Raw genomic sequence first — 20,417 nt, 5'->3', positions numbered from 1 at the left:
GCTTGCCCGTTTCCGGCCGAGCTTCGCCCTTCCCGTCAACGACCCAGAAAGGTCCCTCACATGACCTGTACCGACACGAAGGTCCGGTAACCCATGGCCAGCCGTGGATTCGTCGGCTTCGTCACCGACCAGACCGAGAAGATCGCCTACAACCACTACGACTCCGCGCCGGACGGAGTCGGCCTGATCGTGCTGGGGTGGCTGCGCACCGCTTCGAAAGCTCCGGACGTGTTGCGCGAGCGCGTCGTCGCGCTGCAGGTGGTCACCTCCGGCCGGCCCACCAAGGATGACATCGAGCGGTACGGCCAGTACGCCGACCCGTACGTCTCGTCCCATGTGATCACCTGGGTGGAACTGCTCTGGAAGACCCAGGGCGACCCCGAGGCGATGCTGCGAGCAGGCGTCATCGACGACGCCTCGTCCTACCCCGTGGACTACTCCGAGTGCGAGTGGGGCTACATCGTCGACCTCGACACCGGAGTCTTCGAGGTGTACCGGGGCCGGCAGGCCGCCCCGCACAACCGCGGCCGCTTCGCCACCCGGCCGCACCCCGACGATCACTATCCGGCGGCCCTGGTCACGGGGTGGCGGTTCGACCAGTTGCCGAGCGATGAGGAGTTCCTCACCGGCCTGTAATCCCGCCCCCTCTTTCCACTTCATCTGGTCCCGGCCGCGCGTTCAGGCGGCCGGGACTTTTCCCTTTCCACCCACCTCCACGAATGGGGCGACCCCTGTGAGTTCCGCATCCGCACCTACGCTGACCACCCGCAACGCGAACCTGGAAGACCTTGTCGACCTGCTGCGCCATCAGCAGGCGCACAAGGTCGACGTCGTGGCCCACAGCCGGCAGATCCGCGCCGAAGGCACCCGCCTGCGCATCAGCACGGCGCCGTTGCTGTCGGAGCGCGGCGTCACCACCACCGCAGGGCTCTACATGCCGACCGGGGTGTGCGACCAGGGCCTCGCAAGCAAACTCGGCATCCCGCTGCCGTACCTGCGCCGCCTGCGTGAGCACAAGCCCGACCTGTACGACGCGAACATCAACGGCTGGCTGGCCGAGGCCGACCGGCGCTTCCTCGTACGCGGACTGCGCGGCAACGGCGGCCATGGCGTCGCGCGGGCGTTCCTGTCCGACAGCTACCGAATCATCGACAACTTCGACGTCCTCATGGCGGCCCTGGACGGGGTACGCCAGAGCGGAGTGCAGGTCCAGATCGACGGCTGTGACCTGACCGAACGGCGCATGTACGTCCGCGTGGTCTGCGAGCAGGTCCGAGCCCTCGCCCCGGACCTGCTGCGCGACTACCGCAGCCCGTTCACCGGCGAGCGCGGCACCGACAACCCGGTCGTGTTCGCCGGGTTCGTCATCACCAACAGCGAGGTCGGCGAGGGAGCGTTCACCATCGTGCCGCGCCTGCTGGTGCAGGTCTGCCGCAACGGCATGACCATCAACGCCGACGCGGCCCGGCACGTCCACCTCGGCGGCCGGATGGACGAGGGAGTGGTGCGCTGGAGCGCCGACACCCAGGACAAGAACCTGGCCCTGATCACCGCCCAGACCCGGGACGCGATCACCACCTTCCTCGACCTCGACTACGTACGCGCCAAGCTCGATCAGATGGCACGGCTGGCCGGTGCCCGCGTCACCGACCCCGCCGCGACGATCGAGCAGGTGGCCAAGAAGCTCTCCTACTCCGAGGAGCAGCAGCGGCAGATCCTGTCCCACTTCATCCAGGGCGGCGACACCAGCGCCGGCGGCGTCATGCACGCCGTCACCAGCGTCGCCCGGACCCTGCCGGACGCCGACGCGGCGCACGAGATGGAGGGGCACGCGGTGCGCGTGCTGCACCTGGCCGCCGGCGTCTGAACCCCTTGTCTCCGCGGCCTCCGGTCCGTCTTCCCTCTCCGGGACCGGGGGCCGCGGTTCTCCTTTCTTCCGTACTCCTCCTGATTGGAGGCCATCTGATGTGTCTGTCTGATCTGCCAGGCCCGCGCCCTTTGCCGGTGCCGCGCGCCTCCCGAAGACGGGACGCCGGCGGTACCGGGCTCGGCCTGCCGATCGCCCGGCAGATCGCCGAAACCCACGGCGGCACCCTCACCATCGAAGACAGCCCCCGAGGCGCCCGATTCGTCCTACGCCTGCCCGGCAACACCACGCCCCCCGTGGAGCACACCCGCTGGCTCGCCAGCCCCTGATAGCCAAGCCTCAGTGCGTTGTCGGCCGGGGACCGGACCGGGGGCGGAGGCCACGCCCGTGACAGTACGCCGGGACCCCAACGCCGGGACGGGGGTTACCACCATCGAGGTGACGGTAGATGGCGGCGCGGCTGACGCCGAGCCGGTTGGCGATCTGCTGGACGGCGTAGCGGCGCTTGCCGTCATCACCCTTCGTCTCATACAGCGCGCGGGCCATCTCCACGCCGTGGGAGTCCAGGGCCAGTGGGCGCCCGCCGACGCGGCCGCGTCGGCGGGCCGAGGCCAATCCTTCGAGGGTGCCCTCGACGATGAGTTCGCGGAGGCACTCGTCGAAGGCGCCGCACATGTGGAACTGCAGGCGTCCACCCGGCGTGGAGGTGTCGATGCCCTGCTTTGGTGCTACCGCCGTCGTTCTTCACAACCTGTGGGGACGACTACCCCCGCCGACGTGTGGGTATCCGAGGCCTAGCGGTTGCGGCGCCCTGGGCGCTGACCTTCCTGGAGCGCCGCTGATGCCCATCGTGAAAGAACAGGTGATTGACATGGCGTCACAGGCAGGTGACTCGTGACAGTATCCGAGATCGACTACGAGGCGGTATTCCAGGCGCTGCCGGGCGCGGTGGCCCTGTTCACCACGGACCTGGTGTACGCCGACGTCAATGAGGCGTTCTTGAGCATCATGGGGCGCACCCGTGACCAGGTGGTGGGCCGCCACCTGTCTGATGCCTTCCCCGACGACCCCGGCAACCCTGCTTCAACCGGGATGCGCAAGCTGCGGGATTCGCTGCGGTGGGTGGCCGCCACCGGGGAGCGCGACGCCATGACGCTGCACCGCTACGACGTGGAGTACCCGGATCGGCCCGGGGTCTGGGAGGAGCGGTACTGGAGCCCGATCAACGTCCCCGTCTTCGGCCCGGACGGGCGGGTGGCGTTGCTGCTGCACCGTGACGAAGACATCACCGAGCTGATCCGCACCCGCAGTGGCCGAGGCCGCGGAGGCCGGGTGACGGCATTGGAAGCCAAGCTGTACACCCAGGCGCGGGAATTGCAGGAGGTCAACGAACGGCTGCGCCAGGCCCACGCCTGCGAACGCGAAATCGCCCTCAGCCTGCAACAGGCGATGCTGCCGGCACACGAGCCGTTGAGACATCACCGTGCAGCAGCGCGCTACCAACCGGCGGCCGAAGGACTGAACGTGTGCGGGGACTGGTACGACCTGATCGACCTGCCCGGCGACCGCATTGCGGCGGCCGTCGGCGATGTCGTCGGCCACGGCTTGGCCGCCGCGGGCGTCATGGGCCAACTGCACAGTGCCCTCAGCGCCGCTTCCCGCGTTTCCCGCGGTCCCGCCCAGGCCCTGGACGTCCTCGGCGTGTTTGCTCGCTCCGTCGACGGTGCGGAGTCGAGCACGGCGGCCCTGGCTATCATCGACTGCACCAACCACACCATCGCCTACAGCAGCGCCGGCCACCTTCCGCCTGCCCTGCTGCGCCCCGACGGCGTCGTGGACTTCCTTGACCAGGCCACCGATCCCCCGCTTGGCGCCCGCCCCGAGCACGCCCCCCGCCCGCAGGCCGAGACCACGTTCAGCGAGGGAGCCACCCTCGTGCTGTATACCGACGGGCTGATCGAATGCCGCCGCGAAGACATCGATGCCGGCCTGGCCCGGCTTGCCGACTCCCTCACCCGACATCAGGGCGCCGACCCCGAAACACTCGCCGATGCCCTCCTGATCGACCTGATCCCACCTGCCGGTACCACCGACGACATTGCCCTGGTCATCCTCCGTCTGTAACTGAACCCTGACGAATCGACACCTACAACCGGCTCCTTCGCCCCGCGGTCACCGGGTGGGACCAGGACGTCTGCAGCCGACATCGTGACGACCAGGCCCGCCGGCGTGTGGTCGCCTCCTGCCGGCACGAGACCACGATGATGGCGCTGAGCTCGATCCCCGCCGTCGCCGAGAGCAGCGCGCGCAGCGCCGCCTCGGCCGCGCCGTCGTCGTCGGGCACGAGCTGGTCGACCTGTTCCAGCGCGGCCAGCACCTGCTCCTTGCTCGCCCCGGCTTCGGCGATGACGGCCGTCCACAGCGCCGCGGGGTCCAGGTCGGCGCCCGCCTCGGCGACCAGGTCGAGCTGCTCGATGAGCACCCGGCCCGCCCGCGACAGCAGCCGGGATGCCCTCTCCAGCTTCGGCAGCATCGTCAGCCGGTCGCCGGAGGACTTGCGGCGCGCCGGCGAAATCAGCCGCGAGGCCATCAGCAGCGCGAACAGGTCAAGCGCGTCGTCGATCGCCTCGGACTCCAGCGACCGGGTCACCGCCAGCATCGTCGCGGTCTTCCTCGGTCGTGCAGCCGCGCCAGCAGCGGCGCCTTGCTGCCCGCCCCGTATTTCGCGAGCGTCTTCATCCGCCGCACCGGTACCTTGTTCACGCGCACCCGCCCCAGCCGGAACCGGGCGATGTCGTCCACCCGCTGCAGCGCCCGCGCCATCTCCGTGCCCGACTGCCGCTTGGGCGCCTGCCGCAGCCGCTCCAGCTCCGACATCCGCGCCCCCGGAGGGACGACCAGCAGCCCCGACAGGTCCCGCCGCAACGCCGGATCAGCGCGCTCCACCTGACGCGCCACCGTCGCGTACAGGCGCTCGTCGGCCTGCTCCCGGACGCTGGCCACCAGGCGCTCCAGCACCGTTACCCCAGGCAGCAGCACCCGGTGCCTGCGCAGCCACGCCACCGACTGATCGAACAACGCCGTCGGCCCCTCGGCATGCGTCCACGCCCGGCCGTGCAGGAACGTCCGGAACCGCCTCGCCAGCACCCGCCCCTCCCACGACTCATGATCATCAATGTCGTGGTAGCCGTAGGCGTCCCGGATCATCCACGCGTGCTCATACGCCGTCTTCAGCCGCTCGCCGTACCTCTTGACCTGCGAGGGATCGCCGATCCCCAGCTGCTCGGCCAGGTAGTCCACCACTGGCCACGGCACCGCCAGAGGATCCTCCAGAAACAGCCCCTTGTCACGGACCGTCCCGATCTGGACGGCCACGCCCAGGCGATGGGAGTCCTGGCGCGACTTGGCGATCACATCGCGATCGAACGCGTCCAGGAAGAAGAACTTCTCCAGATCCGACAGCGACGGCAGCTCCTCGAACGCCGTGTACGCCCTGACCTGGTCATCAGACAAAAACCCCACAGGCATGGGTGACAACGGTAGAGATGTCACTGATCACCGTCAAAGCGACGATCACGCCAGATGCCCGAATCTCAAGCAGAGACGATCACACACCGAAACCAGGCGTCACGTTCCGTCCAGGATCAATCTCAGCGCCAACGGCTGTTCCTGGGTTCCTCAACCCCGTCTACGGCCCGGAGAAGGAGGCGCTCGGCGTGCTGGCCATCGAGATCGAACTCGTCCCACCCGCCACTGCGTGACGATCACCACGTCACCGAGCCGCACGCTCAGGACAAGACAGGGCCCGCGCGCCGCGCGGGCCCTGCGGCATCCGGGGGGTCTTGGCATACCGACGGGCGGGAAGTGCAGGTCCAAGTGGTTGTTGCTCTCGCAGCAACGCCCGTTTGGGGCTCATGACACGTTTCTTACCGGCACCCCAAGGTGCAGCGTCAGCGCGTCGACCAGCCCGGCGTCGAGCGCGGAGCCGATCGTGGCGCCGCCGCCCATGAGGATGACGTCGAGGTCCTTGCCACTGTCCGACGACGCCGCCTCGGCTCGCTTGCGCGCGGCGGTGACGGCGTCGGGCAGCCCGGTGGTGATGAACGTCCAGTCGAGGCCGGTGAGCCGCACGGACTCCGGCGGCGCGTTCGTCACGACGACGAACGCGGGCTTGCCGACCTCGCCGGCGCCGTAGCCGACGTTGTCGTCCCAGCCTTTCGGCCCGTCGACCACGTCGAAGAGGTGACGGCCGAGGATGACGGCGCCCGAGCGGGCTGCCGCCTCGCGCAGGACCTGGCGGTCGTCGGGGTCGTCGGAAAACGCCCACGTGTGCAGGGCCTCGCCGCCGGTGCCCAGACCGTTGTCCGGGCTGGGGTCGGGCCCAGTGACGAAGCCGTCGAGAGAGACCGAGATGTCAGCGATGATTCGAGTCATGCCAGGGCAGACCCGATCCGCCGCCCGAACTCATCGCTCACGCATGAAGCGTGTGGCGGATGCGAACTCGATAGCACGACGCGCGAGGGCGGCACGTCGGACGTACAGCGGACGATCGCCCCCGACTACCTCAGAGGCGCATATGCACGGGCCAAAGAGTATGGGTGCGGCTGCTTCTGACAGACCGAGCTGATCAGGCGGATCCGGTGCCATCGTCGCTAGGGCAGCAGAACGGCGATCAGCTTTGCGACGCGATCCTTGATCTCTTCCCGGATCGCCCGCACGGCCTCGATGCCCTGGCCTGCCGGATCATCGAGCGTCCAGTCCTCGTAGCGTTTACCAGGGAAGACGGGGCAGGCGTCGCCGCAGCCCATGGTGATTACGGCGCCGGAGGCCTCGACCACGTCGATGGTGAGCGGATGGCGTGCGGATCGGTGCCGTAGAGGTTCTTGAGGTTGGCCAGCAGCGGCACGCTGGCGGTGAGGTGTGGGTGCGCTGGTCACGCTGATCGACCACAACCCGGACCCGACCTTTCAACCCCTGCTCTACCTGATGGCTACGGCGGTGATAGGCATGTCCGACGTGCCATACCCAGCAGATGTGCAGAAAGTTTTACGAGGTCGGCGCCGTGTGTGGCTGCGGCTGCATTCGGGAAGACGAGCTACGACCAGGTCGCTGCTTACCTGGATTTAGAGGTGATCCTGCATCTCCGGCGGCGCTGGCCTGCAGTGCCCGCCCGGGTAATGCGGACAAGCCCTGGCCCGAGGCGGGAATCACGCGTCCCGCTCGTCCCGCCAGCCGCCGGGTTCGGGATGGTAGCCGTAAGCGGCGGCCCGCACCGTGTCCTCGTCCTCCAGCCCGGAGCCGATCGTGCCGCCGACGGTGGCCAGCGAGCTGATGATCCAGGCCAGGTTCAGATAGTCGGTGAGATCGACCGGCCGCTGCAGGTTCTGTTCCAGCACGGAGGTGTCGATCAGCAGCGCTGCGGCGAGTGTCGTTCCGGCGAACAGCACCAGATAGGACACCGCGGCGGCCAGGGTGAGGGTGAGGATTGTGCCCAGGTTGAACAGCCGGGCCAGCTCAGCCGGTGTCTCCCGGTCTGGTTTCTCCCACAGGTCGTGCGCGATGATCAGCCAGGTCACCAGCGCGGTCAGTCCGAGAAGCATGATCACAGTGAGGCGGAGTCCGTCGAGCGCGTCACCCATCTCCCAGATGGTGTTGGTGGTGAGCGCGAACGCGGCCGTGGCGAAGGCGCCGGCCAGGAGTTTGGACAGGCCCAGCAGGGCGCGTCCCGGGCGGTTAGCCCGGATCATTCCGGTCAGCAGCCGCACCCGGCCGGCCAGCCGCGAGGCGACGTAGCCCAGTTCCCCGGCATCGGCCTGGCCGACCACTCGGTGAATGGCGGCGACCTGGCCGGCCAGTTCGGCTGGTGCCCGGCCGGTCGGCGGTACCCGTTCCTCGGAAGTGTCGGTGAGCAGCCGGCTCACGAGACCCGGGACGACGGCGCGGAGCGCTCGCAGCTGGCGCAGCCCCAGCGCGGGCAAGGACACCGCCGCGACCCGGCGCCGGGCGGACGTATGCGCCACCAGCGGCACCCGCTTGGTGTGCAGCGGCAGGTCGGTCAGGCAGATCGCGACGTCCCACCGGGCGTCGGCGCGTCGGCGGGCGAGATCGTCGAGCAGCGCCTCGACGCCGCCGTCGCGGCGCGGCGCCACTTCACCCCAGCCAGCCCGGACGGTCCACCGCACCTGCTGGTCCACCTGCTCGGCGAGCCGGTCGGCCAACTCGGCGGCGAGCCGCGCGACCACCTGCGCCGGATAGTCCGGCGGGGTCGCCACGAGTCCGATGACGATCTCCGGCCGATGCTGCTCACTGATGGCCATGAGCGCTCCTCGCCGGTAGCCGGGTGGATTCCGGGACCGAATACCCACAGTCGCGCGGCGCATGCGTCGTGTATCGGGTGATGAAGATCTGGATGCGGCAGGTGAGGTAGGTGTCCACAGCGGGCACCGTGTCGCCGCTGAGGCGTTGATCCGGCGACGCTTGTCGAGGGAAGGGCGCCGCGAGATGGCGGCCCATGGCGCGCCCGCTTGGCCACCGCATCGTCGGGCTGTGGTTGTTTCATGCTGAGCGCTTGGTGGGGACCCGTTGGTCGGTGGGCAAGGTGTAGCGCCGGGTGGGGTCGAGCCGGGCGACGACGCTGTCGACGCCGGTGCGGAGCGAAGGGGTGGCCAGGGTGTGCCGGAGGATGTGGGCGGGCAGGGCGAGGCCGCCCGCTTGTGCAACAGCAGTCGCCGACGGCTTGGTCACGGGCGAGGGGGCCGTCGTTCGACGGCGCGAAGGTAGCGCTTCTGCTGGCGGGCATCCAGGATGCGGGGCGCGAAGCGCGGGGATGTCGTCGCGGCGCGCCACGGCGGGGCCGAGCCCGAGTTGGGTGACGACGTGTTCCGGAACGGTGAGGCAGGCGTTGACGGTGTCGGTAGCCGGACTTGAACCGATCGCCTATCTCCTGAGTAACTTCGACGCTCCGTGGCTGGACGTCTCGTGCCCGGAATAGGCGTGCAGAAGGCCGCGCCCGGACCCACCCCAACGAGATCGGGTTCTACTGCGCGGCGCACGCCTATGCACAGAGAAGTCCAGCACCCGTCCATCCGGGATCTTCAGCAGCTGATCGCGCTGCGTCCGGACAGCGGCAGGACGGCGGCCAAGGCTCGGTGACTGTAACACCGAACCCCGGCCTGTGACCCAGCACCCTGACCAATCCAGGAGCCAGACCATGCGCCACCCTTCCACACAATCAATTGACGGCGGAACGATGTCCGCGGAAGCGGCCCCGCCCGAGCGCACCCGGCGCTTCTTCAGCAAGCTGTTCCAAGCCGATCGCGGAAAGACCGCGCCGATCAGCGCACCCCCTTGCGACCCCGGCACAGGTCGGCTCGGAGATCGAGTGATTCTCGCCTTCGCGGTTGCCGTCTTGCTGGCCGTCGCCGGCGCGGCCGCCTACGTGTCGTACCAGCACTTCTACGCTCTGGCCATCGCTCTGGGGGAGCGGCACGACATGGCCATCCTCTACCCGGCGATGTCCGACGGCGTGATCGTCATGGCCTCCCTGGTGATGGTCTACTGCTCCCGCCGCCGACTCCGTGTGCCAGTCCTGGCATGGGTCGCGCTCGCCTTGGGAGGGGCGGTGACCCTGGCGGCGAACGTGGCGCACGGCTGGTCCGGCGGACTCGGATCGCGCCTGATCAGCGCCTTGGCGCCCGTGGCGTTCGCGGGAGCGTACGAGCTGCTCATGTGGATCGTCCGCAACACCCGGCGTCCGTCGGACGAGCCACCGACCAATGAGCACGTGTGCCAGCCCGCCGAACCCGTCGTCGAGGTGGAACGTACGGTACCGGTCCTGCCCACCGACCGGTACGAGGCGGCCCGGCTCGCCTACCTCGACAGCCTCAGCGAGGGTAAGCAGCGCCTTGGCCGACGCCCGCTCATGAACCGGTGGGGGCTGGAGCAGCGCGAAGCCGAAGAGATCATTGCCGAGGTGGAGCAGGAGCGGACTCAGGTAACTGAGACGAAAGGGGCCAAGACGTCAGAGGCAGAGGCCGCCGTACCACCGGCGGAGGGTGTGCCCTCGGGCGAGGCCGCCGCGGCGTGAAGAACATCATCCACGTCATTCACGTGTGCCTGGTCCTTCTCCGCGGTATGCGCGAGGCCACGCCGCATGTCCGGTGCCCCGACCCGCAATGGGCGGGCAACTGCGGATCGCGGGCCACTCGGACGGAGGCGGAGGCGTGACGGTTACCCATGAGACCCGCGACATTGCCTGCCCGGAGGAGATCGCGCCGGTCGACCGTGCGAACACCTCCGCGCCGGCCTCGAACGAGCCGGCACGGGAGGTTGAGAACCAGAACGATCTCCTTGAGGGCCGGGTGATCCAGGTAGATCAGCCACACGAGTCCGGCCCGGTGGATGTGCTCGCTGGGCTGGCTGCGCGCCGTCAGGAGCGCTCGCCGCTGGTCCCGGTATGGCTGAGGTCGCGGACGGATGCGTTGCAGGTACTCGCGTGGCAGGCCGAGCACACCGGCTACGTGCTGGCCTACCACACGCTCCGCCTCCCGAAGTACGTGGCCAAGCTCCTGGCCCGAACCCCGGTCGGCACCTGGCGGGTGCTCGTGGAATTGATCTCCTGGCTGTTCGACCTGGAAGGCCGCCCGGTCCGCCGAGCAGCCGTGTCGAAGGAGGAATCCGCGGAGTACCTGGCGCTGTCCCGGCAGCGCGACAACCGGGTAAGGTCGGCATGCTCGTCGCCGCGGCGGGCTTGATCGGGACGCCAGCTGACCAGCCGCTGCTGGACCGGGCGGTCGTTCCGAGCCGGGTGTGGAAGCTCACCAGTGACCAGGTGCTGGACGCGCTCGGCTCACTCGGCATCTCCGCCATCAATCAGGTGCTCGGCAAGAAGGGACGCGGCATCACCTTCCCCGCTCCGATCGTGCGGGACAGACCCGGTTGGCGAGCTGAGGTGGACCTCCCGCTCGGCGTGACCGTGGCGGAGGTGCTTGACAAGCGCGACAAACTCGCCTCCGGCCTGCGGCGCGCCCTGGGCTGCGTGTGGCCCGAACCCGTGTCGGAGGACTGTACGGCAACAGTTGCAGTCCCTTGAATGCCCAACTCAGACCCCGGACGGAAGAACGTCCCACAGCAGAACTGCTAACTGTCGCCAAATCGCATCCGATGCAATAGGCGGAAGTTATAGCAATGACGAAACTTCCAACGAAGTATCGTCTGACCTGCGGTAACGGAGGGCGTTGACCTCCTGCGGCGGGTTGGTGATCACTGCCGCTATGTTCGTTCCTGTTTTGTCCGGTACGGCACGTAGAGTGGGTGCGTTGTCAGAGAAGATGTTCTCCGAGGAGCAGTTGGGGCAGCTGCGTTCGTTCCCGGAGATCAGTGCGGACGAGTTGATCCGGTATTTCACGCCGACGTCAGCCGACGTGGCGTTCGTTGATCCAGGTCGTGGGCGCGGACGATCGCGCGGCGCCCGGTCCGTCGACCGGCTGGGAGCTGCAGCTTGCCGCTGAGGGCGGCCGAGTCCGGCTGGACAGGCGGCGCTGGTCGAGGTGGACGGCATCTCGGCGGCATTCGACGGACGCGGCGCCCATCTGACCTGGTTCCCGCCCGAAGTACCGCGGCGCGTTCGTCGTGGACGTGCCGCTGTCGGTCGAGGAGACGCCGTACGTGCGGCTGGGTGTCTGCCCTGGCGGGCGGGATCGCGTGGCTCGTCGAGGGGTTGTGACAGCCGCCCGGCGAATCACCGGCATTGACTTATCGAAGCCTTTGAGACCACCTCGACGAAGCGTTGCGGCGGGATGCTCCAGCTTCGCGTCCCGCTGCTGGTGGGTGCCTGGCGGGCGCTTCGGCGGAGTGGCAGGACTCGGCGTTCTTGGTAAGTGGCCTTTTCCCGGCCAATCCGGGCGGTCTTCGACAGACTGCGTGCGAGAGGCGGCGCGGCGACGGATGGCGGCGTGGGACCGCCGCGGTGGAACCCACAGCGCAGCGGCGCTGATGAGTGCGCAGAAGATCAGCAGGATGCCCGCCAGGATCTCCAGCAGCACGGTGATCGACATGAGGACTCCCCTCGACCTCGCCTGGAGATACGGCCATGAGGACGAAGGTCTTCCCGCACCCTCCGCCTTGGCAGCCGCGTCGGCCAGGCCCGGCCGGAGGGCCATCCCGCCGGGCCTCACCCAGGCGTGGAGACCGTGATGACGGCCGGGATGTCTGACGGCGGGTACTCCCCTTACGTGCTCCTTCCACTATCGGCCCAGCTGGCGGCGCCGGTCAAACGCCCTGCGATCACTCCCAAAGAGGCCGCCGAAGTGGAGCAGACCAGACGGGTTCGCCTAGCCTGGAAGGGCGAGGGGAGTACTTCCCAAGAGCCGGCCCGGTCAGCACGGGCGTGACCTCGTCCCCGGGCGGCCGCCCGCAGGGTGGTGGGTGAAGGAGACCTCGAACGGCCCGCCGGGTCCGAGGAGTTCATGCCCGCCCTTACAGGCCTGATGATGGCTGCCCCGTTGGAGACGGTCGGCTCGCCGCAGCTGTGGGCGATCACCGTTGGCTGTCTGGCGTTGCTGCTGGGCGCCGACTTCGTCCTGACGCGCCGCCCGCATGAGGTGCAGATGCGTGAGGCGGTGGGCTGGTCGGTCTTTTACCTGGCGCTTCCTCTGCTGTTCGGCGTCTACGTGTGGCGTGCGTTCGGGTCGCAGGCGTCGGTGGAGTTCTACACCGGGTACGTGGTGGAGAAGTCGTTGTCGGTGGACAACCTCTTCGTGTTCATGCTGCTGCTCTCGGCGTTCGCGGTGCCGCGCGAGCTGGCCCGGCGGGTGCTGCTGTACGGCATCATCGGGGCACTGATGCTCCGCGCGGTCTTCATCGCCTTGGGCGCGGCCGTGCTGGCCAGTGGCACTTGGGCGTTCCTGTTGTTCGGCGCCATCCTGATCGTCACCTCGGGAAAGATTCTCAAGGACGCGCTGAGCGGCAAAGTGCAGGAGGTGGACATCTCCTCCATGCGCTCGGTCCGCCTGCTGCGGCGCTTCATGCCGGTCACCGGCGACTATCGCGGCTCCCGCCTGGTGGTCCGCGAGCAGGGCCGGCGGGCCCTGACCCCGTTGGCGCTGGCCGTCGTGGCCGTGTTCGCCACCGACATCGTCTTCGCGGTCGATTCGGTGCCCGCGGTGTACGGCGTCACCGACGACCCCTTCCTCGTCTTCGCCACCAACGCTTTCGCCCTGCTGGGGCTGCGGGCGCTGTACTTCGTGCTGCTGGGCGTGCTGGAGAAGCTGCGACACCTCAACCACGGGCTCGGCGTCATCTTGGGCTTCATCGGGCTCAAACTCATCCTGCACTGGGCGCACGGCATCTGGCCCGCCGTCCCGCAGATCCCCACCCTGGTCTCGCTCGCCGTCATCATCGTGGTACTGACGACCGTCACGATCACGAGTGTGCACGCCAACCGCCGTGATGCCCACCGCGACGCCCACCGTGATGCCCGCCGTGTCACCGGCTCACGCTCGGATGGTTGACTCGCGCGGTGCCCGGTTTTCGGAGCCGAGTCATTTCACGATCGGTTCATGGCCCGGGGGAAGGGGGCGGGCGCGCGAGGGTCTGCACCCCGTCCGCTCAGACGTCGCACCTGGGTTTGCGTGGTGCCACGGCCCCCGACGCGGTCCGCCTCTTTGCGACGTACACAGCGACCGACCGCACAACTCAGGCATACCGGCAGCAAGCCGATCACGGCCGTGAACCTGGAAGTCCGCGCTCCCCATCGGCGACCGGTACAGCCACCAGACTCGGCACATGTCCCGCAGCTCGGCGCTGGTGACCGCGTCGGCATAAGCGTCAACCAGCGCCGCCAGCGCGACCTCCAGCCCTTCCCCCGCCGGCGTGCCCGGCACAGCAGCCATGCTCATGCAGACCTCATCCTTCGTTTCACCGGCCAGCGGGGGGCGACGCCCCCAGTGCTCTACCCGCTGCCGGGCCTCTGCCATCCCTGAGGCAGATCGTCATGATCATGTCGTTTCGGCGGGCGCTAAAGGACTGCGGTTGCTGATGGCCTTCAGCCCACATAAGCCCAGAACCCACATTGGGTAGATCTTGGGGCGAGGTTTTCCCTGGTCAGTACGCGGCCGGAAGGTGGCATGGGCGAGCGTGCCCCCAATCGACTGGAACGGCCAGTGGCGTTAGAACGCCGTGGCAGGCGGAGTTGCTACCGTCTGACGCCGACAGCGACGAACCCGCTCAACCCGAATCACTCAGAGCTATTTCGCGCTTGGTCGCACGGACCCGAGCACCGGGCCTGCAGCTACCGCCCGCGTGCCCGGGGGAGGTCCAATGGGAGATGAAGGGGGGTCACCATGTCTGGACTGATCGTTGTAGGTGCCGACGGCTCGGCGACCGCCACCGCTGCAGTGGCGTGGGCCGCCGATGACGCCCTCAGGATGCGTGTGCCGCTGCGCGTCGTTACGGTGGTCCATCCCCAGCCGTATGACGCTTTGAGGTTCGCTGCCCCCGTCTTGCCCGATGCCTTGGCCGAGGCGGAAATCTTGGCGGAGGCTGAGGCTACCGTGCGTTCCCGGCAACCGGACGTCGAGGTCACCATCCAGCTCATCGAAGGCAACCCCGTGGCGGTGTTGCGCGACCAGGCCAAGGGCGCCACCGAGATCGTCCTCGGCAGCAGAGGGCTCGGCGGTCACGCCGGCACGGGGCTCGGTTCGGTAAGCATCCAGGTGGCCGGGCGCGGGCACTGCCCGGTCGTGGTGATGCGCCCCGAACAGAATGTCCCGCACCGGGAGATCGTGGTGGGCATCGATGACTCGGAAGCCAGCGACGCCGCACTCGGCTACGGGTTCGAGCAGGCCAGGCTGCGTGGTAGCCGACTGCGTGTGATCCATGCCTGGCAACTGCCGGTTCATGCCTCCGGAATCTCCTACGACATGAACGAGGTCCACGCCGCCCGGACCCAGGTCGTGGTAGACCGGCTCGCCCCGTGGCGCAAACGGTATCCGGAGGTGGCCAACGTGGAGGATGTGCGCTGCGCCGACCCAGTCGAGGCCCTCGCCGACGCCTCCGCCCATTGCGACCTGATCGTGGTCGGCTCGCACGGGCGTGGCGCCATCCGTTCGAGGCTGCTCGGCTCGGTCAGCCGCGGCGTTCTGCACGACGCTCGCTGCGCTGTGGCGGTAGTTCGTGCTTAGCTTGTCATTGCACTCCGTGATGATCACGCCGATACGGTGACCGGCTGTGGGCACTGTGAGCACCGTTCACCAGATCAAGGTCACCCTGCGCGAGGTGTATCCGCCGGTGTGGCAGTGGGGTCCAGCTGCCGTCGACGGCGACCCTGGACCAGCTGCACGAGGTGATTCAGGCAGTGGTGGACGAGGGGCCGCGGCAGGTCAGGGTCAAGGAGGTGTGGGACGCGCGGATCGAGCGGCCGACCGACGTTTTGGTGCGGATCACGTCGGCGAATATCTGCGGCTCGGACCTGCACATGTACGAGGGCCGGGATGACTTCGAGCCCGGCCGCTGGTTCGGGCACGAGAACCTGGGTCAGGTGGCCGAGGTCGGCGCCGGGGTGGACAAGGTCCAGGTGGGCGACTGGGTCGTCCCGCCGTTCGACATCTCGTGCGGGCCCTGCAAGAACTGCGAGCGGCAGCTGAAGAACTACTGACTGACCGCTCAGTCTGAGCCGACTATGGCCGGTGCCGCCTACGGCTTCGCCGACATGGGCCCCTACGGGCGGCGGGCAGGCCGAGCTGTTGCGCGTGCCCTGGGGCGACTTCAACTGCCTGCGGCTGGGCGGGGACGCCGAGTAGCGCCAGACCGACTAGGCGCGCGACCATGACCTCGAAGACGCCGGCACCTTCACGATGGGCCGGCTGGTCGGCGAGGTGTCGATCGACGAGGCGCTGCTCCTGCCGGGTATGTCGGTGAACCCCGGAAGAGCGGCGGATGGAACCCGCTGCGGTGCGGTTCGTCCGGGACTTCGTCCAGTCGGGCAAGCCGGTCGCGTCGATCTGCCACGGCCAGTGGAACTTCGTCGAGGCCGACGCCGCGCGGGGCCGCCGGCTGACCTCGTGGCCGAGCGTGCGCACCGACCTGCACAACGCCGGGGCCGAGGTGGTCGACGAGCCGGTCGACACCGACGGCGACATCACCACGAGCCGGTCGCCCGACGACCTGCCGGCCTTTTGCGAGCGCATCGTGCAGGAGTTCGCCAGGGGCCCGCAGGCCACCGCCGCTGAACGTCGGGCGTGACCTCGTCGCTCACGAACGTGCGTCCGTCGCTGTCCGCGCTGGCACTGCTTTCGGAATGGGACCTGGTTGGGGGCGGGTGCCCGCGTGCCCGCTGCGAGGCCGGCCCAGGTCCAGGCGCTTGAGGATACGCCACACGCCCGACTTGCCGACGGTGGCGTCGTGGCACCGCTTCAGGTACAGCGCGACCACGATCTTCACTCGGCGATCTCGACGTCGGTGGCGTTCAGGCTCGTCCTGGGCCGCTTGGAGCGCGTCCGTAGGCCGTCGATGCCCTCGGCTCGGCAGCGCCGGTACCAGATGGAGTAGACCTGCCGGTTGATGCCGACGTACCGGCACGACATGGCGACGTTGCCGGTGACCTCCCTGCATGCCGGGTGACTGCCAGGCGCTGCTTGGCCTCATGATCGAGCGGCGGGCTGGGCTCACGGGACCTGGGCCGGAGACCCAGGACAGCCCGGTGTCGTCCAGCCCGTCGTGGACGGCCATCCAGACGACCTGCACCTTTCATGCCTGAATCCGCTGGTGTCACCCGTTTTGTCAGGGGCAAGAAACGGAGGACGCGGGGGGCTTCAGCAGACCGGGGGCCGCCCGCAGCATACGCACATACCACCAAAACCTGCGTTAGGACGCATGATGACCGACAAACTCGCCCGTGCGCTCGGGTGGACCAGCCTCGCGCTGGGCGCGGCGCAACTGGCGGCACCACGGGCCGTGACCCGCCTGTGCGGCGTCGACGACGCGCCAGGGGCCACGACCGTCGCCAGGCTCGTCGGCGGGCGCGAGCTCCTGCACGCCGCGCTGCTGCTCGGCGCCAAGAACCCTGCCCAGTGGGCGTGGACCAGGGTCGCCGGCGACACGATGGACCTCGGCGTCCTGGGCAGGGCCGCCGCCGGCCGCACCGGCGCCCGCCGCACCCGCGCCCTGGCCGCGCTCGGCGCCGTCGCCGGGCTCACCGCCCTGGACGCCGCCTGCGCCCGGGGCGGCACTGCCAAGACCAAGGGTCCGCTGCAGGTGCGCGCCTCCATCACCATCAACAAGCCGCGCGAGGACGTCTACCGCTTCTGGCGCGACCTGCAGAACCTGCCCTCGTTCATGGTCCACCTGGACTCGGTGCGCACCATCAACCAGCGCCGCTCCCGCTGGAAGGCCAAGGGCCCGATCGTCGACCTGGAATGGGAGGCCGAGATCATCGATGAGCGGGCCGGCGACCTCATCGCCTGGCGCTCGGTGCCCGGCGCCGGCATTGCCACCGCCGGCCTGGTCAGCTTCACCGACGGGCCCGCGGGCCGCGGCACGGTCGTGGACGTCTCCCTGGAGTACGGCGCGCCCGGCCGCAAGCTCGCCGCCGCCGTCGCCCGCATGGTCGGCGAGCACCCCGAGCAGCAGGTCCGCGACGACCTGCGCCGCTTCAAGCAGGTCATGGAGACCGGCGAGGTGGTCCGCTCCGAGGGCAGCCCCGAGGGCCACCGCGCCCGGCGCCAGCTCCATCAGCGTCCCGCACAGCCGATCGGAGGACGGGCATGAAGGCCAACGTGTGGGCGGGCCGCAACCGCCTGGAGATCCAAGACGTTCCGGACCCGCAGATCCTCAACGCGCGCGACGCGATCGTCCGCGTCTCATCGACCGCGATCTGCGGCTCCGACCTGCACCTCGTGGACGGCTACATCCCGACCGTCAAGAAGGGCGACGTGCTCGGCCACGAGTTCATGGGCGAGGTCGTCGAGGTCGGCCCCGGCGTGCACAACCTGCACACCGGGGACCGCGTGGTGGTGCCGTTCCCGATCGCCTGCGGCGCCTGCTTCGCCTGCGAGGCCGAGCTGTACTCGCTGTGCGAGAACTCCAACCCCAACGCGGGCATGGCCGAGAAGCTGATGGGCCACGCGCCCGCCGGTATCTTCGGCTACTCCCACATGCTGGGCGGCTTCGCCGGCGGGCAGGCCGAGTACGTGCGCGTGCCGTTCGCCGACGTCGGCCCCATCAAGGTCGAGGACGACCTGCCGGACGAGAAGGTGCTGTTCCTGTCGGACATCTTTCCGACGGGCTTCATGGGTGCGGAGATGTGCGACATCAAGCCGGGCCAGACCATCGCGATCTGGGGCGCGGGCCCGGTCGGGCAGTTCGCCGCGGCCAGCGCGTTCCTGCTCGGCGCGGACCGGGTCATCGTCATCGACCGCTTCCCGTACCGGCTGCGGCGGGTCCAGCGCACCGGCGCCGAAGTCCTCAACTACGAGGAGGTGAACGTGCTGGAGGCGCTGCGCGACATGACCGGCGGGCGCGGCCCCGACGCCTGCATCGACGCCGTCGGCATGGAGGCCCACCACCCGACTCCGGCCATGTACGCCTACGACCGCACCAAGCAGGCCGCCCGGATGGAGACCGAGCGCCCCTACGTGCTGCGCGAGGCCATCATGGCCTGCCGCAACGGCGGCGTGGTCTCCGTCATCGGCGTCTACGGCGGGTTCGTCGACAAGTTCCCGATGGGCACTGTCATGAACCGTTCGCTGACCATCCGCACCGGCCAGTGCCACGTGCAGCGCTACACCGAGCCGCTACTGCAGCGGATCCGCGCGGGCGAGATCGACCCGAGCTTCGTCATCTCGCACCGCATGCCGCTCAGCGAGGCGCCGCGCGGGTTCGAGCTGTTCAAGAACAAGCAGGACGAGTGCAACAAGGTGGTCCTCACTCCGTAAGCCTGCCTTCGTGGCCAGAGCCGCCGTCGGCGGGGTTGTGGCGGCGGTGCCACAGAGCCATCTCCAGGATGTCCAGTGCCAGGTCGGTGCGTAGATGAGTAGCCAACTGCCAGCCGACCACCCTAGGCGAGTACACATCGATGACGAAGGCTGCGTACACCCAGCCGCTCCAGGTGCGGATGTAGGTCAGGTCCGCCACCCATAACCGGTTCGGCGCCGGCGCGTGGAAGTCACGTGCGACCAGATCATCGGGCCGGGGTGTGTCCGGGCCGGGCTAGGTGGTGCAGGTGGTCTTGCCGCGCACAAGGCCCTGTAAGCCCAGTTCGCGCACGAGCCGACGAAGCGGTGCAGCCATTCGTTCTGATCGCGGCGAAGAACGACTCGGCCATCGCGTTGTCGTAGCAGATCCCCGGTTCGGCCGGCCGAGCGGCGGATCTGCAGGTTCTTCAGGAAGCGGCCGAACTCATCCGAGGTGTAGTTCGAGCCGCGGTCGGCGTGGAAGATGGCGTCCGGCTGGAGCAGGCCTGTGGCAGCCGCCATCCGGATCGCGTCCTTGATCAGATCGGTGCGGTAGTGGTCGGCCACGGCCCAGCCGAGGACCGCTTTGCTGTGACAGTCGATGACGGTAGAGGAAGCCCTCCCAGGTGGGGATGTAGGTGATGTCGCCGACCAGTTTGAGTCCCGGACGCTGCGCGGTGAAGTCGCGGCCGACCAGGTCGGGGATGCCACGGAAGTCGCCTTGCACGGTGGTGACCGGCCGGAACGCCCGCACCTGCGCCGGGACCAGGCTCAGCTCGCGCATCAGCGCACGGACCAGTTCGGCCGAGCAGCGCTCGCCACGGCGTAGCAGCGCCGCGTGCACCCGCCGATATCCGTAGGTCTCGTGCGAGTCGGCGAAGATCTCAGCGACCAGCGCGGTGAGCAGCGTGCGGCGTTGCGCGGTGGCCGAGGCCGGCCGTCCGCGCCACTCGTAGAAGCCCGACCGCGACACCTCCAGCCAGCCGCACATGCGGGTGATCGCGTGATGGGCCTTCTCCGCATCGATCAGCTCGTACTTGGCGAGCGTCATCGATTCTCGACCGCGAAGAAGGCCGCTGCTTTTTCAAGAACGCGAGCTTCTCGCGCAGGTCGGCGTTCTCCCGCTCCAGCTCCCGGAGCCGCGCCTGGTCCGGCCCGGAGACCGGCTGCTCTTCCTCGCCCTGCACGATGGGGTGCCGGTTCACCCAGCTGCCCAGGGTGCTGGCGTTGATCCCGAACTCCCGCGCCACCGACGCGACCGTCCGCTCGCCCTCCAGCACCATGCGGACGGCTTCTTCCTTGAACTCCGGCGAGAACTGCCTGCGACGCCTCGTCACGTACCTAGGCCATGTAGTCCTCACCTTTGAAGGTCTCGAGCCGCGATCAGCTATGAGTGCGGGTACCTGAGCTGGGCAGATGATGGACGGCACCGCACCGGACCGGGAGATTCACGCGTGCCAATCCGAGGGTATGGGCCACCCTGACCACGGTCGCAACACACCCAGCACGATCCCAGGTACAGCTCATGAACAATCCAACGGACAGATCAGGTGCGCCCGGACCTCCATCTCCGGCCGAGGCCGTGGCACACGAGGTCGCCC

25 protein-coding genes and 2 pseudogenes are annotated in these 20,417 nt (G+C 68.7%); 14 read left to right on the top strand and 13 right to left on the bottom strand.

Annotation, left to right across the window (positions count from 1 at the left end; all coding sequences use genetic code 11):
- The first annotated feature begins 93 nt into the window (after positions 1 to 93).
- The 3 genes and pseudogenes from ACIBF7_RS43980 to ACIBF7_RS43970 form a co-directional block, all read left to right on the top strand.
- Positions 94 to 636, top strand: coding sequence for a hypothetical protein (locus ACIBF7_RS43980; RefSeq protein ID WP_397199798.1), 543 nt, complete (start codon positions 94 to 96; stop codon positions 634 to 636).
- A gap of 97 nt (positions 637 to 733) precedes the next feature.
- Positions 734 to 1,867, top strand: a complete 1,134-nt coding sequence (locus ACIBF7_RS43975) for a DUF932 domain-containing protein (protein WP_397199797.1) — start codon at positions 734 to 736, stop codon at positions 1,865 to 1,867.
- A 149-nt stretch (positions 1,868 to 2,016) separates the two neighbouring features.
- Positions 2,017 to 2,196, top strand: a pseudogene (locus ACIBF7_RS43970) (ATP-binding protein); the annotation flags it as partial.
- Between the two features lie 10 nt (positions 2,197 to 2,206).
- On the opposite strand, the gene ACIBF7_RS43965 reads toward ACIBF7_RS43970, so the two are convergent.
- Positions 2,207 to 2,581 carry a recombinase family protein gene (locus ACIBF7_RS43965; protein WP_397199808.1) on the bottom strand — a complete coding sequence of 125 codons (375 nt, stop codon included), beginning with the start codon at positions 2,579 to 2,581 and terminating at the stop codon, positions 2,207 to 2,209.
- Between the two features lie 180 nt (positions 2,582 to 2,761).
- Here ACIBF7_RS43965 and ACIBF7_RS43960 point away from each other — a divergent pair, with 180 nt between their 5' ends.
- Positions 2,762 to 3,991, top strand: a complete 1,230-nt coding sequence (locus tag ACIBF7_RS43960; protein WP_271279912.1) for a PP2C family protein-serine/threonine phosphatase — start codon at positions 2,762 to 2,764, stop codon at positions 3,989 to 3,991.
- A 22-nt stretch (positions 3,992 to 4,013) separates the two neighbouring features.
- On the opposite strand, the gene ACIBF7_RS43955 is transcribed toward ACIBF7_RS43960, so the two are convergent.
- Entirely contained in the window at positions 4,014 to 4,526 is a 513-nt protein-coding gene (locus tag ACIBF7_RS43955) for a hypothetical protein (RefSeq protein ID WP_397199796.1), read from the bottom strand.
- Positions 4,514 to 5,395, bottom strand: coding sequence for a DUF4158 domain-containing protein (locus ACIBF7_RS43950; protein WP_397199795.1), 882 nt, complete (start codon positions 5,393 to 5,395; stop codon positions 4,514 to 4,516). Before ACIBF7_RS43950 ends, ACIBF7_RS43955 begins: the two co-directional genes overlap by 13 nt.
- 17 nt (positions 5,396 to 5,412) lie before the next feature.
- Between ACIBF7_RS43950 and ACIBF7_RS43945 the strand changes: the two genes are divergently transcribed.
- Positions 5,413 to 5,628, top strand: coding sequence for a hypothetical protein (locus tag ACIBF7_RS43945; RefSeq protein WP_271279910.1), 216 nt, complete (start codon positions 5,413 to 5,415; stop codon positions 5,626 to 5,628).
- Between the two features lie 151 nt (positions 5,629 to 5,779).
- Here ACIBF7_RS43945 and ACIBF7_RS43940 read toward each other — a convergent pair whose 3' ends face one another.
- The 4 genes from ACIBF7_RS43940 to ACIBF7_RS43925 form a co-directional block, all read right to left on the bottom strand.
- Complete coding sequence (locus ACIBF7_RS43940; protein ID WP_271279909.1) at positions 5,780 to 6,301, bottom strand: dihydrofolate reductase family protein; 522 nt, start codon at positions 6,299 to 6,301, stop codon at positions 5,780 to 5,782.
- Positions 6,302 to 6,519: 218 nt separating this feature from the next.
- Positions 6,520 to 6,705 (bottom strand): hypothetical protein, encoded by a 186-nt coding sequence (locus tag ACIBF7_RS43935; RefSeq protein WP_378525276.1) that lies wholly within the window; start codon positions 6,703 to 6,705, stop codon positions 6,520 to 6,522.
- Positions 6,706 to 7,074: 369 nt separating this feature from the next.
- On the bottom strand, positions 7,075 to 8,184 hold the full coding sequence (locus tag ACIBF7_RS43930) for a hypothetical protein (RefSeq protein ID WP_397199794.1): 1,110 nt from the start codon (positions 8,182 to 8,184) through the stop codon (positions 7,075 to 7,077).
- Positions 8,185 to 8,422: 238 nt separating this feature from the next.
- Positions 8,423 to 8,611 (bottom strand): hypothetical protein, encoded by a 189-nt coding sequence (locus ACIBF7_RS43925; RefSeq protein WP_271279907.1) that lies wholly within the window; start codon positions 8,609 to 8,611, stop codon positions 8,423 to 8,425.
- 466 nt (positions 8,612 to 9,077) lie between these two features.
- Here ACIBF7_RS43925 and ACIBF7_RS43920 point away from each other — a divergent pair, with 466 nt between their 5' ends.
- From ACIBF7_RS43920 to ACIBF7_RS43910, 3 genes are all read left to right on the top strand, one after another.
- Positions 9,078 to 9,953, top strand: coding sequence for a DUF2637 domain-containing protein (locus ACIBF7_RS43920; protein WP_397199793.1), 876 nt, complete (start codon positions 9,078 to 9,080; stop codon positions 9,951 to 9,953).
- Between the two features lie 136 nt (positions 9,954 to 10,089).
- Positions 10,090 to 10,620 carry a hypothetical protein gene (locus tag ACIBF7_RS43915; protein WP_397199792.1) on the top strand — a complete coding sequence of 177 codons (531 nt, stop codon included), beginning with the start codon at positions 10,090 to 10,092 and terminating at the stop codon, positions 10,618 to 10,620.
- The gene (locus ACIBF7_RS43910) at positions 10,596 to 10,958 is read left to right on the top strand and encodes a hypothetical protein (protein WP_397199791.1); all 363 of its coding nucleotides are present in this window, start codon (positions 10,596 to 10,598) and stop codon (positions 10,956 to 10,958) included. The genes ACIBF7_RS43915 and ACIBF7_RS43910 overlap by 25 nt, the downstream gene beginning before the upstream one ends.
- 322 nt (positions 10,959 to 11,280) lie before the next feature.
- Here ACIBF7_RS43910 and ACIBF7_RS43905 read toward each other — a convergent pair whose 3' ends face one another.
- Positions 11,281 to 11,922: a hypothetical protein gene (locus ACIBF7_RS43905; RefSeq protein WP_397199790.1), complete on the bottom strand. Its 642-nt coding sequence runs from the start codon at positions 11,920 to 11,922 to the stop codon at positions 11,281 to 11,283.
- Positions 11,923 to 12,288: 366 nt separating this feature from the next.
- Between ACIBF7_RS43905 and ACIBF7_RS43900 the strand changes: the two genes are divergently transcribed.
- From ACIBF7_RS43900 to ACIBF7_RS43885, 4 genes are all read left to right on the top strand, one after another.
- Positions 12,289 to 13,377: a TerC family protein gene (locus ACIBF7_RS43900; protein WP_397199789.1), complete on the top strand. Its 1,089-nt coding sequence runs from the start codon at positions 12,289 to 12,291 to the stop codon at positions 13,375 to 13,377.
- An 831-nt stretch (positions 13,378 to 14,208) separates the two neighbouring features.
- A complete protein-coding gene (locus tag ACIBF7_RS43895) occupies positions 14,209 to 15,048 on the top strand; it encodes a universal stress protein (RefSeq protein ID WP_397199788.1) in 840 nt (279 codons plus the stop codon).
- Between the two features lie 161 nt (positions 15,049 to 15,209).
- A complete protein-coding gene (locus ACIBF7_RS43890; RefSeq protein WP_397199787.1) occupies positions 15,210 to 15,521 on the top strand; it encodes an alcohol dehydrogenase catalytic domain-containing protein in 312 nt (103 codons plus the stop codon).
- A 281-nt stretch (positions 15,522 to 15,802) separates the two neighbouring features.
- Positions 15,803 to 16,108 (top strand): DJ-1/PfpI family protein, encoded by a 306-nt coding sequence (locus ACIBF7_RS43885; protein WP_397199786.1) that lies wholly within the window; start codon positions 15,803 to 15,805, stop codon positions 16,106 to 16,108.
- 194 nt (positions 16,109 to 16,302) lie between these two features.
- Here ACIBF7_RS43885 and ACIBF7_RS43880 read toward each other — a convergent pair whose 3' ends face one another.
- Positions 16,303 to 16,449, bottom strand: a complete 147-nt coding sequence (locus ACIBF7_RS43880; protein ID WP_271279904.1) for a leucine zipper domain-containing protein — start codon at positions 16,447 to 16,449, stop codon at positions 16,303 to 16,305.
- A 289-nt stretch (positions 16,450 to 16,738) separates the two neighbouring features.
- On the opposite strand from ACIBF7_RS43880, the gene ACIBF7_RS43875 reads away from it, so the two are divergent.
- Positions 16,739 to 17,632, top strand: coding sequence for an SRPBCC family protein (locus ACIBF7_RS43875; protein WP_397199785.1), 894 nt, complete (start codon positions 16,739 to 16,741; stop codon positions 17,630 to 17,632).
- Positions 17,629 to 18,798, top strand: coding sequence for a zinc-dependent alcohol dehydrogenase (locus tag ACIBF7_RS43870; RefSeq protein WP_397199784.1), 1,170 nt, complete (start codon positions 17,629 to 17,631; stop codon positions 18,796 to 18,798). Before ACIBF7_RS43875 ends, ACIBF7_RS43870 begins: the two co-directional genes overlap by 4 nt.
- Here ACIBF7_RS43870 and ACIBF7_RS43865 read toward each other — a convergent pair.
- The 4 genes and pseudogenes from ACIBF7_RS43865 to ACIBF7_RS43850 all read right to left on the bottom strand — a co-directional run bounded on the left by ACIBF7_RS43865 (position 18,788) and on the right by ACIBF7_RS43850 (position 20,153).
- On the bottom strand, positions 18,788 to 19,042 hold the full coding sequence (locus ACIBF7_RS43865; protein ID WP_397199807.1) for a DDE-type integrase/transposase/recombinase: 255 nt from the start codon (positions 19,040 to 19,042) through the stop codon (positions 18,788 to 18,790). The genes ACIBF7_RS43870 and ACIBF7_RS43865 overlap by 11 nt on opposite strands.
- Positions 18,985 to 19,383 (bottom strand): hypothetical protein, encoded by a 399-nt coding sequence (locus ACIBF7_RS43860; protein WP_397199783.1) that lies wholly within the window; start codon positions 19,381 to 19,383, stop codon positions 18,985 to 18,987. The genes ACIBF7_RS43865 and ACIBF7_RS43860 overlap by 58 nt, the downstream gene beginning before the upstream one ends.
- Before the next feature lie 190 nt (positions 19,384 to 19,573).
- Positions 19,574 to 19,807 (bottom strand): annotated as a pseudogene (locus ACIBF7_RS43855) (IS3 family transposase); the annotation flags it as partial.
- Positions 19,701 to 20,153, bottom strand: coding sequence for a transposase (locus ACIBF7_RS43850; RefSeq protein WP_397199782.1), 453 nt, complete (start codon positions 20,151 to 20,153; stop codon positions 19,701 to 19,703). The gene ACIBF7_RS43850 and the pseudogene ACIBF7_RS43855, both read right to left, overlap by 107 nt.
- Positions 20,154 to 20,417 lie beyond the last annotated feature (264 nt).

Origin of the sequence: Nonomuraea sp. NPDC050478 (assembly GCF_044458265.1) — a bacterium.
In the GTDB taxonomy this organism is placed as follows: Bacteria; Actinomycetota; Actinomycetes; order Streptosporangiales; family Streptosporangiaceae; genus Nonomuraea; species Nonomuraea ferruginea.
This window is presented reverse-complemented; position numbering and strand designations above follow the sequence as displayed.

Bases quoted from the DNA above. Each gene is read 5' to 3' on its own strand.
- ACIBF7_RS43980 (WP_397199798.1), top strand. From the start codon at position 94: ATGGCCAGCCGTGGATTCGTCGGCTTCGTCACCGACCAGACCGAGAAG.
- ACIBF7_RS43955 (WP_397199796.1), bottom strand. From the start codon at position 4,526: ATGCTGGCGGTGACCCGGTCGCTGGAGTCCGAGGCGATCGACGACGCG.
- ACIBF7_RS43950 (WP_397199795.1), bottom strand. From the start codon at position 5,395: ATGCCTGTGGGGTTTTTGTCTGATGACCAGGTCAGGGCGTACACGGCG.
- ACIBF7_RS43945 (WP_271279910.1), top strand. From the start codon at position 5,413: ATGTCACTGATCACCGTCAAAGCGACGATCACGCCAGATGCCCGAATC.
- ACIBF7_RS43940 (WP_271279909.1), bottom strand. From the start codon at position 6,301: ATGACTCGAATCATCGCTGACATCTCGGTCTCTCTCGACGGCTTCGTC.
- ACIBF7_RS43930 (WP_397199794.1), bottom strand. From the start codon at position 8,184: ATGGCCATCAGTGAGCAGCATCGGCCGGAGATCGTCATCGGACTCGTG.
- ACIBF7_RS43920 (WP_397199793.1), top strand. From the start codon at position 9,078: ATGCGCCACCCTTCCACACAATCAATTGACGGCGGAACGATGTCCGCG.
- ACIBF7_RS43910 (WP_397199791.1), top strand. From the start codon at position 10,596: ATGCTCGTCGCCGCGGCGGGCTTGATCGGGACGCCAGCTGACCAGCCG.
- ACIBF7_RS43905 (WP_397199790.1), bottom strand. From the start codon at position 11,922: ATGTCGATCACCGTGCTGCTGGAGATCCTGGCGGGCATCCTGCTGATC.
- ACIBF7_RS43895 (WP_397199788.1), top strand. From the start codon at position 14,209: ATGTCTGGACTGATCGTTGTAGGTGCCGACGGCTCGGCGACCGCCACC.
- ACIBF7_RS43885 (WP_397199786.1), top strand. From the start codon at position 15,803: ATGGAACCCGCTGCGGTGCGGTTCGTCCGGGACTTCGTCCAGTCGGGC.
- ACIBF7_RS43880 (WP_271279904.1), bottom strand. From the start codon at position 16,449: ATGTCGTGCCGGTACGTCGGCATCAACCGGCAGGTCTACTCCATCTGG.
- ACIBF7_RS43875 (WP_397199785.1), top strand. From the start codon at position 16,739: ATGATGACCGACAAACTCGCCCGTGCGCTCGGGTGGACCAGCCTCGCG.
- ACIBF7_RS43870 (WP_397199784.1), top strand. From the start codon at position 17,629: ATGAAGGCCAACGTGTGGGCGGGCCGCAACCGCCTGGAGATCCAAGAC.